We start from the raw sequence: 14932 nt of genomic DNA on the forward strand, positions 1-14932 counted from the left end.
GAATTGCATGTTATATTTGAGTCAGACTTGTAATAGATTTTTTGTTGGAACTCAAATTTATGCAAGTTAAAACCCCGAAAAAAGCCTAATTCGACATTTTTCGGGGTCTTTTTTACATTTTATAACAAGTAAATAACTCATTGTTAGTAGATTAAGTATTTACCAGGGTTCCCTAATTATTGATGTGGTAATGTACTGACATGTACAATACTCCTTTCACTTCATCAATGCCATCATGAATTAAACTGAATTCTATCTTATCAATTTTCACTTCTCTATTTCCGCTATCTTCTTTAGAAATAAAGTCAACTACTTTCATAATTAGGTTGTATGGGTTTCACTAGGTCCTTACTTAATTTACTGAATTATTTGCGGATACCCATAGAAATTTTGAAATGAAATTTTAGAATTGAACCTCAAAAAGAAAGGATAGGAACTTTAGAAGTCACTATCCTTGTATCATCCATTTTACAGATGTTTTTATATTAAAAATCTTTTGGCGCGGTGAAAATAACTTCTGCACTATCCTGCCCGATGGGTATGACAGATATAGTATTAGGAACCGCATATTTAGGATCTTTTGATTTAGGGTTTTCCTGAACGACTAAATTGCCGATTATGCCTGGAATTACCGTTGACTCATCAGTATTGCTCAAATATAATAATGCTAGTCCTGACTGATGAGATATTTGCATCGTGCCAGAGTCTAGTCCAGCTATATTAGCTTCTTCCCAATTGTAGATCAAAGTGACTTCTCTAGGAGGAAATTTATCTACATCATCCACACATGCTGATAGCACAAGACCAGTAAGTAAAACAAATAGGAATGTTAATTTAGAATTCATATTAATGTTTATATATAGAATACATACTATTTTATCTACAGATAAAATGCCCTAATACTAAGACAATTTATCTTTAGTGAAAAACGATAAAAAGTTATAAGAAGTTTACAAATCAACATTATTTAAGACTTTGTGAATGAAATAAATTACATTTGCAGGATGGAACAAATGAGTATTACAGAAAGTAGAGCAACCAAGATTGTTTTACGAATAATCGTTATCAGTTCCATTGTGCGTGCGTTTATTGGTGGCACAATGGAGTTCAGTAATGATGAGGTTTATTATTGGACATATGCTTTATATCCTGAACTAAGTCACTTCGACCATCCTCCAATGGTGGGGTGGGTAATTCAGCTATTTACGTTAAACCTAAAACTGCCTTACGAGCTATTTATGCGTTTGGGAGGTGTTGTTTTTGCTGGAATAAACACATTCCTTGCTTATAGGATTGCTTCAAAACTAAAAGACAGCATAGCCGGTATTTATGCGGCATTTTTATATACATCTTCTATTTACGCCTCCATTTTATCAGGTATTTTTATTATTCCTGATACACCTCAGACTCTTTTCTGGATGCTGAGTATTTACTTCCTATTGGAATCACTTCCGGTAGCGAAAATTGATGGAAAGGCAAGGAGGAACCTTTTACTTGCTGGCTTGATGATTGGTTTGGCAGGATTGTCAAAATATCATGGAGCTTTTATTGGTATAGGTGTGGCTTTATATGTGCTGGTTTGTGATAGAAGATGGTTTGCAGACTGGAGTTTGTGGGGAGCAGGAGCAATTGCTGTACTTTGCTTATTCCCGGTTTTCTATTGGAATTACGCCAACGATTTTATCAGTTTTACTTTCCATTCTGATCGTGTAACACCTACTTTAGAATTAAGATTAGATTACTTCCTTAGGGAGTTTGGCGGTCAAATCGCTTATAATAATCCTTGGAACTGGTACTTGATAGTGGCGGCGCTTGTAGGTATTGCCAAAGGCAAAAAAGTAATGGATAAGAAGTCTTTACAGGTACTTTTATTCAACGGCTTGCCTTTGATTATTGTATTTACATCTTTTGCCCTTTTCAGAGAGACATTACCGCACTGGTCGGGCCCTGGTTATTTCCCATTGATCATTATTACAGCGGTGTATTGGAGAGTGGTATTGATTGATAGTAAAGCTAGAAATGCTTGGAGACTCTGGAAACCGAAAAGAATTGCCGGTTCCACTACTTTTCTTGCTGTTGTTTTAGCAATTGCATATTGGTTAATCAACTTCAGCCCAATTAATCTAGGGAAAACAAACATGGATGATCCTCAGAATTTTGGGGAATGGGATTTTACGCAGGATATGTATGGCTGGAGACAAATCAACAAAAAGCTGCAGCCGATTATAGAAAAAGATGTTCAAGAGGGGAAGATGAAACCGAATGCTAAGTTTGTAGCATTTGAATGGTTCCCTGGTACACATATCGATTTTTATATTGCACACCCTAACAATCACCCGCTGATCATGATGGGTACTTGGGATCAGATTCATAAATATGCATGGATCAACCAAGACAGAGGTGGCTTGGAAAAAGGAGAGGACGTTTATTTTGTCAATGTGACCAATTGGGGACGTGACGTAAATCAGCAGTTCGCCGCTTATTTTGATTCAATTGAAGAGGTGGGAAGAGTGGAAGTCACTAGAGCGAATAAGCTGATGCGATACGCTTACTTGTACCGTTTGAAAGGGTATAAAGACAATTACCCTTTTCCAGACCCTTTTGAAAAGACACATAAAATAAATTAATATGGAACCCTTTGGTTGGGAAAGAGAATTGTTTCTCTATTTGAATAGTCATCATACTGAACTTTCTGATACGTTTTTCTGGTGGTTGACAACACCTATCAATTCATGGCCTCTATATTTATTTATAGTTTCATTTTCTTTCTGGAAGTTTGGCTGGAAACAAACACTCTTTTGGTTGATAGGTTTGGGTATTGCCATAGGATTGGCAGATGTTATAGCCTCGCAAATATTCAAGCCTTTAGTAAACAGGCCGAGACCATCACATGATCCTGCCATCAAAGACCTAGTTCATACATTGCATGGCTACAGAGGCGGTCCCTTAGGATTTGTCTCTTCACATGCCTCTACATCAATGGCCATTGCTTTGTTCTTTTTCTTGGAATGGCACAAAAAACTGAAGTGGTCATGGGTATTTTTCATATGGACGGCTTTGTATTCTTACAGTAGAATTGCCGTTGGGGTTCATTTCGTTGGAGATATCATTGGCGGTTGGTTAGTGGGGGTTCTAGCCGTGTATCTAGCCCGTGAAATCATCTACAGAATTCAACGTAAGTATGATATACAGTTAGGAAAAGAAACTGAAGCTTTGAAATAAGAAGGCAAAACGATTACACTTTAGGATTTTATCTATTCAGAAATAAACAAGAACCGATGCACAATGCTGTATCGGTTTTTTTGTTTTTTATGGCTTTACGTGCTTAAAATGGCACTTTGTAGTGAAAATGTAGTATTAAAAATGAATTAATGTGACAGCCGTTCTGATGCTGAAATCAATCAAGATTACCATCTTTGAAATGACGATAGAATAAAAAAAAGTAGTGTGCTTTAAACTAAAATATCAAATAAACTGAAGGCGGACTATTACTTTGCTAACAGGAGTATTTTGGACAAACTCCAAAGCTGAATAGATGAACATTCGAGCGATTCATTGACAACAACAAATTTCTTTTTTTACAAAAAAACAGGTCAGAGCATTTACTCTGGCCTTTTTTAATACCACCTCCTAAGTTTTGTCTTAAAAAGGGGTAGCACTGTTGTAGGATACATTATGGATGATTTGCTTGACCGCTTTATCATCTTCTCTATAAATCATTGAGATGGAACTAGGGTAGCCTTCCTCATTAAAAATAGTTCTGTAATCAATACTGCCTACATTATTTCCTTCTTTCACTCCTAAATTCACCTTTGTGTTGGATGTCGTTAGAAATTTCGTCAACAAGAATTCATCGACTTCATCTAGTAAAAATAGTGTTGTAGTGGGAATTACAGAAGAGAATAAAGCGCTTCCAAAGGGACTGTATGAGAAGTTTGTAATCAGTTTTGGAGTACCGTTAGAGATATCTGTGCTATTATCAAAAACTCTCTGCACTGAAAGGTCTCCCGACTCATAAGTAAAGTAACTGATCTGCTTTTTCTCAAAGTTCTCAATACTATAAACCAATTGATTATTGTGAAGTACGGCCTTTACAAATGGGATATTGTCCTTTTGAATCGTAATAACTGAAGAATCGTAGGTAAAGGTGTAGACCTTAATGGTGTTGTCATTTTTCTTGACTTCGATCTTGCTGATATTATTTTGTTCATCATAGTCGAAATCCAATGCTATAATTTCACTATTGGTCAATACATTATTGACTGATGAAAGTAGATTGTCTTCATAAAAGAAAACAACAGACTGAGGGTCTTCGGGAGTAGGTTCAATGAGATTGTATAGAAAGCTCACCTCAACGGGTATCAGTTCTTCTTGAATATCTATTTCAGGGGTGTTTTCCTCATCAATTAAATTACATGAGAAGCCTAATAAGGAAATGAAAAGAAAAATGATGTAGTTTTTAAATAGCATGTACGTCTTCATAGACATCGAGTTCTTTGAGTATAAGTCCACCAGCAGTCAAACTGATGATGGGTGAAAAAATTCCGCCTATTATGGGGACAAGTGACAGCAGACTTCCGCCAAAACCAATGCTGATTGGAATGGATTTATTTTGTGTGATAAAGTGTTTACTGTCTTTTACCTTTACATTCCAGTTTTCAAAATAGTTGTCCACAATGTCAAAACCAGTATAATAACTATTGATCACTAAACTGATAAATAGAAAAACTGGCCCCACAAATGGAATAAATGTGAAAGGCAACAAGAGTAATGTAAAGAAAATACTTTTTAGTGCATTGGGTAGAATAATGGACCAAGCCATTTGAAATAATCGACCTAAATCAAAATTGCTTTCAGCGTTGCGGTCAAATAAAATTATGTTGATTTTCTCTGTATAACGATCCAAAATTGGGAAGCTAAGCAGGTTGACCAATGGTCCAAAAAGCAATAAACTGGTGATGAGTACCGGTATTTCAATAAAAATGAAAAGAACCCAATACAAAGAAGTTTCAGAGCTTTTGGTATCAACAAAAGGAATAGCGTCTACCATCGAATGAAAGTTGTCGGTGGTCTGCACCCATTCCATAATATGATGACTTGTATATAATCCTCCTCCCAATAAAACTACGGAAAGAATAAATCCAAAAAGACTGATAAACCAGAAATACTGCATCAAATTGTTCTTTCTGATAAAGTTGAATGCCTTCAAGTATTGTTGAAAACCCGTTTTATAAATTCGGAAGGAGGAGTATTTTTTCATTTTATAGCTCTTTAAAAATAAGTTCGTCTACGTCTTCAAGCTTTTCTTTTACTTGCTCGAAAAGACTGTCTCTTACTAAAAATTCAATATGGCATAATTCATCGAAACTTTGATTACCAAAGTCCAATTCATAATTCTTTGCCACTTTCATCACATCGTTCATCTGAGGATAAGCAAATGTGATTTTAATCTGTCTTTGTACAAACAGCTCTTCAATCTCACCGTTTTCAAGAGCGTCTGCCGCTGAAGTTTTGTAGGCATGAATAAGGCCCGGAACTCCAAGTTTTGTTCCTCCAAAATAACGAATCACTACAATCAGCGTATCCGTAACGTTGAAAGATCTTAGTTGTCCTAAAATAGGAAGACCTGCTGATCCACTTGGTTCACCGTCATCATTGGCTCTCGTTTTACTTTTATCCGCACCAATAATATAAGCATAGCACCAGTGTCTAGCATCATAATATTCCTTTCTGTATCCTTTCACAATTGCCTTCGCTTCCTCTTCTGTAGTAACATGATGGGCCAAGGCAATAAACTTACTTCCTTTCTCTTTGTAGATACCTTCGCTGGTACCTTTTAGGGTTAAATAGGCGTCTTCCATTTATTCTGAAAAATGATCTAACACGTAATCAATTGCGGTTTGCATATTTTCCGATAAAGTCTCCTCCGTCCAAGGATGTTTTGTATTAAAAGTATGCGATGCCCCTTCAATTGTTTTACAAGTAGATGCAGGGTTTAATTGATGTAAAAAGTCCATAGCTTTGATAGGCACTGTCTCATCCGCATCACCATGAATATGAAGAATAGGTCGTGTGACTGTCGGCAACACTTTCATCATCGACAAGCGGTCTTCATGCGCATAATAATCCTCTACGGCTTGAAAGTATAATGGCAGTTCTTCATTCGTTCTACCATTGACCACATGAATCACACCTTCTTTTTTCCAGTGCTCTACCGTCTCTTCAGAGAAAGTATTGACCTGAGGAATAGAAGCTAGAGTCGCCACTTTTTTGATACGCTCATCTTCAGCAGTTTTTAGCAGTACCACACCACCGCCACGGCTATGTCCTAAAAGATAAAGTTTTGATAAATCAATGGTTCCAATAGGGCATTCATCACTATGCAACCAATCAATCAACACTCCTAAATCATCCAACTCTTTGCTAAAATTATTATTACCAAAAGCTTCATGATCTGTTACTTCAAAAGGATAATCAACTGTAGTGCCATCAGAACTGAAGTTCAATTTGACACAGCAATAGCCTTTATTCGCAAATTGATCAGCGATAACATTAAAGGCGCCCCAATCTTTAAATCCTTTGAAACCATGCACCAAAATTACAGTTGGCTTTTTCGTATGATTAGCAATCCATCTTGCGTCAGCCACAAAACGTTTGTTGTTATGCTTAGAGGTGAGTACAAATTCTATCTTTTTCATATTCAAAAATAGGAAAATCTTTATGGGGATAAAAGAATGGGAACTTTTCTATTGGTGTGAATTGAAAAATATTTCGACATACAAAAATATATGATATTAGGTCGGTTTTTTTTATTAAATAATAAGTGCATTCCTATAACACTATAAATGAATTGCAATCTTTTATGGGTTGAAAGTCAGGATATAATTGTAATTGTTTGGTAGTTAGTTGTTTTGGTTTTGTTATTCTGTGAAATTGTTACAAGAATCTGTAATTGTGTTAAACGAAAAACTTTATAAAATAGGAAATTTGTTACAAACCTAATTAGAAATAGACATGGCGAAGAAGGAAGTTACATTTTGTAACCCAAAGCATTTAGAGGAGGATTTAAGTGGAACAACATATATAGTAACCGGAGCTAATTCGGGTGTAGGGTTTGAGACAGCACTGCAATTAGTAAAACAAGGTGCACATGTAGTAATGGGATGCAGAAGTGTGGAAGTTGGTAATGAAGTAGCACAGCGCTTTTCAACATTAAAGGGAAGTTATGATGTGATGAAATGTGATTTAGCAGATCTTCAATCCGTAAGAGATTTTGTGGATGCTTTTCTTTCAAAATATCAAAAATTAGACGGACTAGCTTGTAATACTGGAATGATGAATATGGAAAATACACCAGAATATAATAATGACGGTTTTGAAATCACGATGGAGGCAAGTTTTTATGGACATTTCCTGTTAGCCGAACTTTTATTAGAAAAATACCCTCAACTCAAGAATCTTGATGCTGTCTTCCGTAGTACGTGCAGTAATTAAACGGAATGGCATAAGATTCATTTTGAGGATTTGAAATAGATGGTATTGACAAAACCATTTGTCACAATGATGAACATGAGTGGTAGCAGTTGGTAATCAGCTCAAACCTCCTTACATTGTTTATTATCTGAATATGCATCTAAATACTCTAGTGAACACTTTTCATAACATAGTGTACTATGAATAGTGAGGAGTATAGAAAAGGAGGGTGGCCAATGTCATCATCAAACCCAATGTTCATGATCTGAAAGGTGAAAAACAATTATGGACATTACTTGAAAATTAGTAGGTCTAAATTAAATAATACCCAATACTTATGTCTGATATTCTAAAAGTTGATAGTATTTCTCAGTTTCATAAAATATTAAAATTACCAGCTCCTGATCATCCTTTAATCACATTTATATATGATAAAGATTTGGTCAATGACTGGCTAGATGAAAGCATGTATGGTATACGATTTTCATCTTCTATGTACACCATTATGTACAAAGATAAGATCAGCGGGTCATTGGGGTACGGAAGAAATTCATATGATTATGAAGAAGGGACAATGATTTTTGCACATCCTAATCAGGTTTTCAGTGTTCCCACAAAAGAAGAGTTAAAAAATAAAGATGGATGGACTTTATTATTTCATCCTGATCTCATCATTAAATCTAATTTATTCAATCTAATGGACTCCTATACTTTTTTTGATTATGAAGTAACTGAAGCTTTGCATTTATCAAAAAAAGAAGAAGAGTTTATACAACATATCGCTGATCAAATCAAAACTGAATATTCTCAGAATATTGACAAGCACAGTCAAAATTTAATTCTCTCTAATTTAGAACTGTTTCTCAATTATTGTATGCGGTTTTATGACCGACAATTTTATACCAGAACGAATTTGAATAGTGATTTAATAACTGATTTTGAATCTAAATTAAAGTCTTACTTCAAGTCTGAACAGATTGCGAAAAGCGGGTTGCCTACTTCTAATTATTTCGGGAAAGAACTGAATATGTCACCCAATTATTTAAGTGACTTGCTGAAGAAAGAAACAGGTAAAGGAATTAAAGAACACATTGATGCCTATGTGGTGAAAAAAGCGAAAAATATTCTATTAAGTTCTAATCAATCTGTAGGTGAAATAGCCTTTATTTTAGGATTTGAATATCCTCAAAGTTTCACACGTATGTTCAAAAAGAAGACCGGATACAGTCCCAACGAATATCGAGCAATGAATTAATCAAAGATATTGACACCTGCTTAAAATAAGTGAGGTGTACCCTTAATCAATCAATAACTATAAGGGCCTTTTGACTTACATGAAAATGGAGTACAGGCCGTGCTTTCTCTAAATTTAATTAATCATCTAATCATTACAATTATGACTGCACAAGAAGCTTTTGATAACCTAGATCCACAAGGCTGGGCACAACAGCCGCCGCACGTAAGACTTCATTTACTAGAAGAGGTAAGAGATAGAATGCGACTTTTTGCTTCAGACCTTGCCATAGCAGATGGAGACATGAAGAACGAATTGTTGGGGGAGGATTTATATTCTTACGGAATGAATCTTATTGCCACAGTAGTTCCTGTAGCCAACACTTTAACAGCTTGCATTCATCTTTATGAAAATATCATTAAAGGACACATGCCTAGTCCTGAAAAGATTACACAGATCAGTGATCAAATCTATGATGTAGAAGTAAAACCGCTTGACGCCAAAGATCGGTTAATGAGTGCTACTCAGAAAATGCATTTAAGAATAAAAGGTGAACCCAAACAAATCAATCCTTTAGAAAAACCAGCAGGAATCATAGCAGTTTCTGGTGCAGGGAATTATAGTAGTTCTTTGGAGATGGTCAAAGCTATGTTTTTGGAAAATAAAGCGGTCATTCATAAACCTCATCAACTCAATGCAAAAACAGATGAGGTATGGGAGAAAATTTTTGAACCATTGATTGAAGCCAAAGCAATTGCTTTTATTGATCATGCCGAGGGTAAAGCAATGACAACTTTGGAAGGGTTGGATAAGATCTATTTTACAGGATCTACTGCCGTTGCGAAAGCCATTGATGCAGCCTCTTCTACACCTTTAATTTCGGAATGCGGAGGAAATAATCCTTGCATAATCGTACCGGGAGATCAACCTTGGTCAAAGAAAGAAATAGAGCATCAGGCGATTCAGATTGCTACTATTTCTAAGCTAAATGGAGGAGCGGTTTGTGGTAGAGTTCAGACATTAGTGACTTCAAAGCATTGGCCACAGAGAGAAGAATTTCTAGATGCATTGGAAAGAGCTATTGAAGATCAAACACCTGCTGCAGGAACTTATTATCCGGGTTCTGATAAGGTGCTGGAGAAATTTATGTCCTATTATCCAGATGCAAAAGTGTTGAAACCAGAAGGAGGAAAATATAAGAATGCCAATTTTGTGGTGATTAGAGATATAGATCAAGATAGTTTTGCAGTTCAAAATGAAGCTTTCTGCCAGATAATAGATGAAGTGGCTTTGGATCTTCCTGCAAATGCAAGCGAATTTTTACCTCATGCGGTAGAGTTCTGTAATACAAAACTTTTAGGGACATTGGGAAGCTGTATTCTGATTGATGAAAAGACCAAAAAGCATCATAAACCGGCAGTAGATCAAGCGGTAACAGATATGGAATACGGAGCAGTGACCGTCAATACCATGCCACCATTTGTTTTCTTAAGTCCGTATCTCACATGGGGAGGTAATGAGGAAGGAAAAGAGTTTGTTTCGGGGATTGGAAATTTTGGTAATACCTATTGTTTCGAAAATATAGAAAAGTCAATTCTAGAAGATCAGTTTATGTCAATGGGACATATGATGAACACCAACAAGAAAGCGTTTGATCATTTAGGAACCAACATGGCAGAATTTTCAATGCATCCTTCCTGGGGTAAACTTACCAAAATGCTTGGTACAACAGCCGTTGATAATTTTAGAAAGAAAGACTTTTAATTCAGAACTAAGATGAAAACAATAAAGGTAATTGATTTGTCTTGATGCGAATCAAATCATAATACCTGCATCACAATGTAATAGATGTAACTATAAATACACAGTAATATTTTAACCTAGCCCATAAGAAATGAGCTAGGTTTTTCTTTGTTCGATTCAAAAATTGTTAGACAGAAAAGACTTTTCTATCTTGAAGTATCAATAGCAAACTAATATTATGATAAGATTTATTTTTGTATCAATCTTCCTATTCATTTCTTACAGCAATTATGCTCAAGCACATATATCATTTCTTGATTCTTGTTCGATTGATTCCTTCAATGGAGAAGAAGTATATGAAATAGTAGATGAACCAGCAGAATACCCAGGAGGGATGGGAGCCTTTTATAAAATAATAGGTAAGCACATGAAATTTGGTGATAAATATAAAAATTTGGGTGGACTAAAAGTTTATATTCTATTTATCGTTGATCCAAATGGTGAAATAGTTTATCAATGTTCAAGTCATGGAACAACACTCCCTTTAGAATATTTAGAGAAATGGAAACCGGGAGTTTTGAAAGGTAAAAAAGTGTATGTGAAAATGCTTTTACCAATTGGCATTAAATTCGGGTAAAATCGTTGAAAATTCCTGTAGTAGCGTAGCTTGCTACGCTTGCATGAAATTGAGATAAGGTTCAAGTTTTATAGCACATCAAATAATGAGACAACTATACTTTCAAATTTCAATCATAATCTTCTTACTGATAAGTAATTCGGTGTACTCTCAAATTATTAAATCAGATTCATTGGACCTTAAAAAAATAAGGTTGATTGATGAACTGTTTTATGAATACTATAGCATACCCATTTCAGATCAGCAGAATAAAATCTTCCTCTATAGAAAAATTAAGGCCTATCAAGCATTTTTAGAAAACAATAAAGGCTCATGTTATACACCTTATGTATTGTATAAATTAGGAACTTATTACAAATGGAATCAAGAACCTGAAAAAGCAGTAAAATACTTAAATAAGGCAATCACTAGAACTACAGATTTCAACTATAAAGTAATTGATACTTACCCTATTCTAGTGTATTGGCAGAATAGCTCGCTTCGTTATTTTTTTGAGTATAATTTACCGAAAGTCAAACATCAATCCTATTATACTTTGAGTAGGATATGTGTTGAAAATAAGCAGTTTGAAGATGCTTTAAGTTGGTTAGATTCTGCCGAATTATATCCACCTTTAACTCTAGATTGTCTCGGTGATGAAGTTTCTTTTAGAGAGGATAAAATTGAAATTTATTATGGTTTAAAAGACTATGAAAAAGTAAATGAATTACTACAGTACAAATATTTTGATCTATTGTTTGAGGAAACTTATACCACTAATAGTATAGCTGGTCAAATACTAAAAGAAGTTTATTCTAAAGCATACTTGAAAAAGTATTTTATTGACCCGATTCAGAATATAAGTGATGTAAAACAGGATTTCTCTCTTTTAGGTGAAAAACAGGACCTTTGGGATAATTTGCATATTTATTATTCGGATGAGACTGATAAAGTGAAATCAATCAAAGAGTTAAACGAAGTATTGAAAATTTGTAAGAAAGATCTGATCTCTTCTTATTTATATAAAACTATTGAAGAATATGTATTTACTAAATGAGTACAAATGTTACTTTCTTATAGTTTATGATATATTGTAATAATTAAGACCTTGGGAAATATACAAAGGTGTCATAAAGTATTTTTCACTTCATTCAAACCTTACATTGAAGTGAAAAAAAGAAAACATCAATGTAATAGACTACAGACATAAAAAAACGTTCATTTTCATAAAGAAAAGATGAACGTTTTTTCAAAGCTTTTTAATGTACTAATCTAAAAAAACTTTGTTGATATAAAGTATAAACCAATAAGTAAGAAAATTGGTCCCCAATACTGTAATTTGATCCAAAAAATAGTGTGATTTCCTTTAACGATTACTTTTTGTCCTGAATCTTCATCGATATACATTTTAGCATCTTGATCATTCCATTTTTTACCCATAAACCAACTGAATACAGCTGTAACAATAAAGCAAAAGCCGAATCCATAAGATGCAGATGTACCTGGAAAAATTAGACCGAAGATAATAGCACTTGCTAAGAAAACAAAAATGGCAAAAATACCTTTACCTGACCATACGAACATGATAACAAAAAATTGTGCAAATAGATAAGTTTGATCTATTCTGCTAGTTTGACATAAGTAGCTCTCCACATGTGAAGAGAAAGTTTACTTTAACATTGATCGCAATTTAATGATAAACTCCTCATTATTACTAATGAAACATTATAACCTTTTAAACATTTACCTATCAAAGAATCAGTCTATAAAACGCTATTACATAGGAGGACTGTTGAGATACCTTTTTTGTATTATTATGAATATATTTACAGAGAAAACAGCATTTCTTAGAAAACAAACAATGAAACAAACTTTTAAAATATTCTTTCACATCCTCCTCATTATTTTTCTTACAGCTATAACGCAAATAGGAGGAATCGTTTATCTACTCTTTTTAGTAGTGCTCTATTTTTTGAAAACGAAAAATATACTTTTAAAGGTAGGTGTATTCAGTATGATATACTTATTTTTTATTTATGTGATCGTACCGCCAATAGCAAGGTGGCAGGGCAGAGAACCAGTGGTCACTACTGAAAGTATTTCTCCGACAAACTATATGACGGTGCTCTTGAATAGAAATTATGTAGTGCCCGAAATGAATAACCTTTTACTAAAGGCAGGCAAACAGTTAAAAGGTACAAACATCAAAATAAAGTACCTAGATGCTTGTTTTCCTTTTGTCAAGGGATTTCCATTATTGCCTCATTTAAGTCATAATGATGGGAGGAAGATTGATCTTTCATTAGTATATGAAAACCAAGAAAAAAAGATTACAGATTTACAAAAATCAATCAGTGGTTATGGTGTATATGAAGAGGTCAAAAAAGGGGAGTGGGATCAACCGACAAAATGCTTAGAAGCAGGCAATTTTCAATATGACTTTCCAAAATACCTCACCTTTGGAAGTATTAATAAGGAGCTGAAATTTTCGAATAATGGGAATAAAAAACTAATTAGTATTCTATTAGCTCAGCCAAATTTAGGTAAACTATTTATTGAGCCTCATTTGAAAAATAGGTTGAATTTGAACCATCCTAAAGTACGCTTTCATGGTTGTAGAGCAGTGAGGCATGATGATCATATTCATATACAATTGTAATAAAGTATACTATTTTTGACTGTTATTAATCAATCGTTGTTTTGTTTCTATTAAGGCTTGATGAAGTTTTTTCTCTAGTAATGATTTAGGAGGAAGTTGTGTCCAGTATTCAGCAACCATAATACCATCTTTGGGCATGTTGAGTAATTGCACTTGTTCGGCACCAGCTTCCGCACATAATATCAAACCTATTGGTGCGTTTTCATCTTCTTCAGTTTCATGTTGGTTTAGCCAACTGAGGTAAAGTTCCATTTGCCCTTTATAGGCGGCTTTAAAACGACCAAGTTTCAGCTCAATAGCCACTAATCGTTTTAGCTTACGATGATAGAAAAGTAAATCTAAATAAAAATCTTCGCCATCAATGATCATACGTTTTTGTCTTTCAACAAAAGCAAAACCTTTACCTAGTTCTAATATAAACTGTTCTAGTTCCCTAATGATAGCACTTTCTAGATCTTTTTCTAAGTATCCTTCTTTTAAACCTAAAAAATCAAGAAAGTAAGGGTCCTTAAAATTATTATGAAAATCTGTTTCAGCGATATTGTGCTTTACATTAGCAATTTCTTTTCTTTCAAAACCCTTTTGTTCAATTTGTTTTCTTGTTTGCCTAATACTCTATTTTTCTTCAGAAATTTTATAAGCATAAAACATTCTAGCTTCTTCTGATTTTACTGAAAGTAATTCAATGAAATGCGACCATGATAATTGTGTCGACAGTGTCGACACTTTTTCAAAATCAGGAAAAAGGTTAGCAAATTGCATCATTCTTCTGATGTTACGAGCTTCAAAGCTCCTTCCATAATCTGTTACTAATGATTTAGCGAGTAGAGTAATAGTATTTTTACCTTAATCAGCCCTTTCATTCTTTAAAACGTCTTCATTAATTCGTTTCCCAATTTGCCAATAAGTGATTGTCAACGTGCTGTTTACCGTAGAGGTAAGTTGTTTTTTACTTTTGCTTATAAGTTGTTGTAGATCGCTTAATAATACCTTATTTAACTTTGAAAGTTGATTTTTCATATCTATTCTGTAAGAGGTAAAACTCATCATCTCAATAAAGATAATATATATTAAATAGTAAGTTATTTAAGGGGTTTAAATTTAATAGATTACAAACTTATAAATTATAGCAAAAGTGGAATAGCTACATTTACCCGGAGAGTAAGTTAAGCCCCTTTAATCAAAAAAAAGTATTTTTGCATTATGG

Annotated in this window: 16 protein-coding genes and 1 pseudogene; 8 read left to right on the forward strand and 9 right to left on the reverse strand. The window is 34.2% G+C overall.

Annotated features, from left to right (window positions below):
- Window positions 1–172 precede the first annotated feature (172 nt).
- Both HHU12_RS30710 and HHU12_RS30715 read right to left on the reverse strand, forming a co-directional pair.
- A complete protein-coding gene (locus HHU12_RS30710) occupies window positions 173–319 on the reverse strand; it encodes a hypothetical protein (RefSeq protein WP_169660567.1) in 147 nt (48 codons plus the stop codon).
- A gap of 166 nt (window positions 320–485) precedes the next feature.
- Window positions 486–845, reverse strand: coding sequence for a hypothetical protein (locus tag HHU12_RS30715; RefSeq protein WP_169660568.1), 360 nt, complete (start codon window positions 843–845; stop codon window positions 486–488).
- A gap of 168 nt (window positions 846–1013) precedes the next feature.
- Between HHU12_RS30715 and HHU12_RS30720 the strand changes: the two genes are divergently transcribed.
- Together HHU12_RS30720 and HHU12_RS30725 are read left to right on the forward strand one after the other, a co-directional pair.
- Window positions 1014–2627, forward strand: a complete 1614-nt coding sequence (locus HHU12_RS30720; RefSeq protein WP_169660569.1) for an ArnT family glycosyltransferase — start codon at window positions 1014–1016, stop codon at window positions 2625–2627.
- A gap of 1 nt (window position 2628) precedes the next feature.
- Entirely contained in the window at window positions 2629–3222 is a 594-nt protein-coding gene (locus tag HHU12_RS30725; protein ID WP_169660570.1) for a phosphatase PAP2 family protein, read from the forward strand.
- A 420-nt stretch (window positions 3223–3642) separates the two neighbouring features.
- On the opposite strand, the gene HHU12_RS30730 is transcribed toward HHU12_RS30725, so the two are convergent.
- From HHU12_RS30730 to HHU12_RS30745, 4 genes are read right to left on the reverse strand one after another with little or no spacing between them, the layout of a single operon-like run.
- Window positions 3643–4482, reverse strand: a complete 840-nt coding sequence (locus HHU12_RS30730) for a hypothetical protein (RefSeq protein ID WP_169660571.1) — start codon at window positions 4480–4482, stop codon at window positions 3643–3645.
- On the reverse strand, window positions 4460–5260 hold the full coding sequence (locus HHU12_RS30735; protein WP_169660572.1) for an EI24 domain-containing protein: 801 nt from the start codon (window positions 5258–5260) through the stop codon (window positions 4460–4462). The genes HHU12_RS30730 and HHU12_RS30735 overlap by 23 nt, the downstream gene beginning before the upstream one ends.
- 1 nt (window position 5261) lies before the next feature.
- Window positions 5262–5861, reverse strand: coding sequence for an IMPACT family protein (locus tag HHU12_RS30740; RefSeq protein WP_062617552.1), 600 nt, complete (start codon window positions 5859–5861; stop codon window positions 5262–5264).
- Window positions 5862–6698 carry an alpha/beta hydrolase family protein gene (locus tag HHU12_RS30745; RefSeq protein WP_169660573.1) on the reverse strand — a complete coding sequence of 279 codons (837 nt, stop codon included), beginning with the start codon at window positions 6696–6698 and terminating at the stop codon, window positions 5862–5864.
- Between the two features lie 316 nt (window positions 6699–7014).
- Between HHU12_RS30745 and HHU12_RS30750 the strand changes: the two genes are divergently transcribed.
- The 5 genes from HHU12_RS30750 (at window position 7015) to HHU12_RS30770 (ending at window position 12123) form a co-directional block, all read left to right on the forward strand.
- The gene (locus HHU12_RS30750; RefSeq protein ID WP_169660574.1) at window positions 7015–7494 is read left to right on the forward strand and encodes an SDR family NAD(P)-dependent oxidoreductase; all 480 of its coding nucleotides are present in this window, start codon (window positions 7015–7017) and stop codon (window positions 7492–7494) included.
- Window positions 7495–7810: 316 nt separating this feature from the next.
- Window positions 7811–8728 (forward strand): helix-turn-helix domain-containing protein, encoded by a 918-nt coding sequence (locus tag HHU12_RS30755; protein ID WP_169660575.1) that lies wholly within the window; start codon window positions 7811–7813, stop codon window positions 8726–8728.
- 141 nt (window positions 8729–8869) lie between these two features.
- The gene (locus tag HHU12_RS30760) at window positions 8870–10471 is read left to right on the forward strand and encodes an aldehyde dehydrogenase family protein (RefSeq protein WP_169660576.1); all 1602 of its coding nucleotides are present in this window, start codon (window positions 8870–8872) and stop codon (window positions 10469–10471) included.
- Between the two features lie 217 nt (window positions 10472–10688).
- Entirely contained in the window at window positions 10689–11087 is a 399-nt protein-coding gene (locus tag HHU12_RS30765; protein WP_169660577.1) for an energy transducer TonB, read from the forward strand.
- A gap of 85 nt (window positions 11088–11172) precedes the next feature.
- A complete protein-coding gene (locus tag HHU12_RS30770) occupies window positions 11173–12123 on the forward strand; it encodes a hypothetical protein (protein ID WP_169660578.1) in 951 nt (316 codons plus the stop codon).
- A gap of 215 nt (window positions 12124–12338) precedes the next feature.
- Here the strand turns inward: HHU12_RS30770 and HHU12_RS30775 are convergent, their stop codons facing one another.
- Window positions 12339–12650 (reverse strand): hypothetical protein, encoded by a 312-nt coding sequence (locus tag HHU12_RS30775; protein WP_169660579.1) that lies wholly within the window; start codon window positions 12648–12650, stop codon window positions 12339–12341.
- Window positions 12651–13080: 430 nt separating this feature from the next.
- On the opposite strand from HHU12_RS30775, the gene HHU12_RS30780 reads away from it, so the two are divergent.
- Complete coding sequence (locus tag HHU12_RS30780) at window positions 13081–13725, forward strand: hypothetical protein (RefSeq protein WP_205960037.1); 645 nt, start codon at window positions 13081–13083, stop codon at window positions 13723–13725.
- A gap of 9 nt (window positions 13726–13734) precedes the next feature.
- Here the strand turns inward: HHU12_RS30780 and HHU12_RS35145 are convergent, their stop codons facing one another.
- A complete protein-coding gene (locus HHU12_RS35145; RefSeq protein WP_317170558.1) occupies window positions 13735–14337 on the reverse strand; it encodes a PDDEXK nuclease domain-containing protein in 603 nt (200 codons plus the stop codon).
- 3 nt (window positions 14338–14340) lie between these two features.
- Window positions 14341–14775 (reverse strand): annotated as a pseudogene (locus HHU12_RS35995) (DUF1016 N-terminal domain-containing protein).
- Between the last annotated feature and the right edge of the window lie 157 nt (window positions 14776–14932).

This window comes from Flammeovirga aprica JL-4 (genome assembly GCF_012844305.1).
Lineage (GTDB): Bacteria > Bacteroidota > Bacteroidia > Cytophagales > Flammeovirgaceae > Flammeovirga > Flammeovirga aprica.

Bases quoted from the DNA above. Each gene is read 5' to 3' on its own strand.
- HHU12_RS30730 (WP_169660571.1), bottom strand. From the start codon at position 4,482: ATGAAGACGTACATGCTATTTAAAAACTACATCATTTTTCTTTTCATT.
- HHU12_RS30775 (WP_169660579.1), bottom strand. From the start codon at position 12,650: ATGTTCGTATGGTCAGGTAAAGGTATTTTTGCCATTTTTGTTTTCTTA.
- HHU12_RS30715 (WP_169660568.1), bottom strand. From the start codon at position 845: ATGAATTCTAAATTAACATTCCTATTTGTTTTACTTACTGGTCTTGTG.
- HHU12_RS30760 (WP_169660576.1), top strand. From the start codon at position 8,870: ATGACTGCACAAGAAGCTTTTGATAACCTAGATCCACAAGGCTGGGCA.
- HHU12_RS30725 (WP_169660570.1), top strand. From the start codon at position 2,629: ATGGAACCCTTTGGTTGGGAAAGAGAATTGTTTCTCTATTTGAATAGT.
- HHU12_RS30765 (WP_169660577.1), top strand. From the start codon at position 10,689: ATGATAAGATTTATTTTTGTATCAATCTTCCTATTCATTTCTTACAGC.
- HHU12_RS30750 (WP_169660574.1), top strand. From the start codon at position 7,015: ATGGCGAAGAAGGAAGTTACATTTTGTAACCCAAAGCATTTAGAGGAG.
- HHU12_RS30720 (WP_169660569.1), top strand. From the start codon at position 1,014: ATGAGTATTACAGAAAGTAGAGCAACCAAGATTGTTTTACGAATAATC.
- HHU12_RS30710 (WP_169660567.1), bottom strand. From the start codon at position 319: ATGAAAGTAGTTGACTTTATTTCTAAAGAAGATAGCGGAAATAGAGAA.
- HHU12_RS30780 (WP_205960037.1), top strand. From the start codon at position 13,081: ATGATATACTTATTTTTTATTTATGTGATCGTACCGCCAATAGCAAGG.
- HHU12_RS30740 (WP_062617552.1), bottom strand. From the start codon at position 5,861: ATGGAAGACGCCTATTTAACCCTAAAAGGTACCAGCGAAGGTATCTAC.
- HHU12_RS30770 (WP_169660578.1), top strand. From the start codon at position 11,173: ATGAGACAACTATACTTTCAAATTTCAATCATAATCTTCTTACTGATA.
- HHU12_RS30755 (WP_169660575.1), top strand. From the start codon at position 7,811: ATGTCTGATATTCTAAAAGTTGATAGTATTTCTCAGTTTCATAAAATA.
- HHU12_RS30745 (WP_169660573.1), bottom strand. From the start codon at position 6,698: ATGAAAAAGATAGAATTTGTACTCACCTCTAAGCATAACAACAAACGT.
- HHU12_RS30735 (WP_169660572.1), bottom strand. From the start codon at position 5,260: ATGAAAAAATACTCCTCCTTCCGAATTTATAAAACGGGTTTTCAACAA.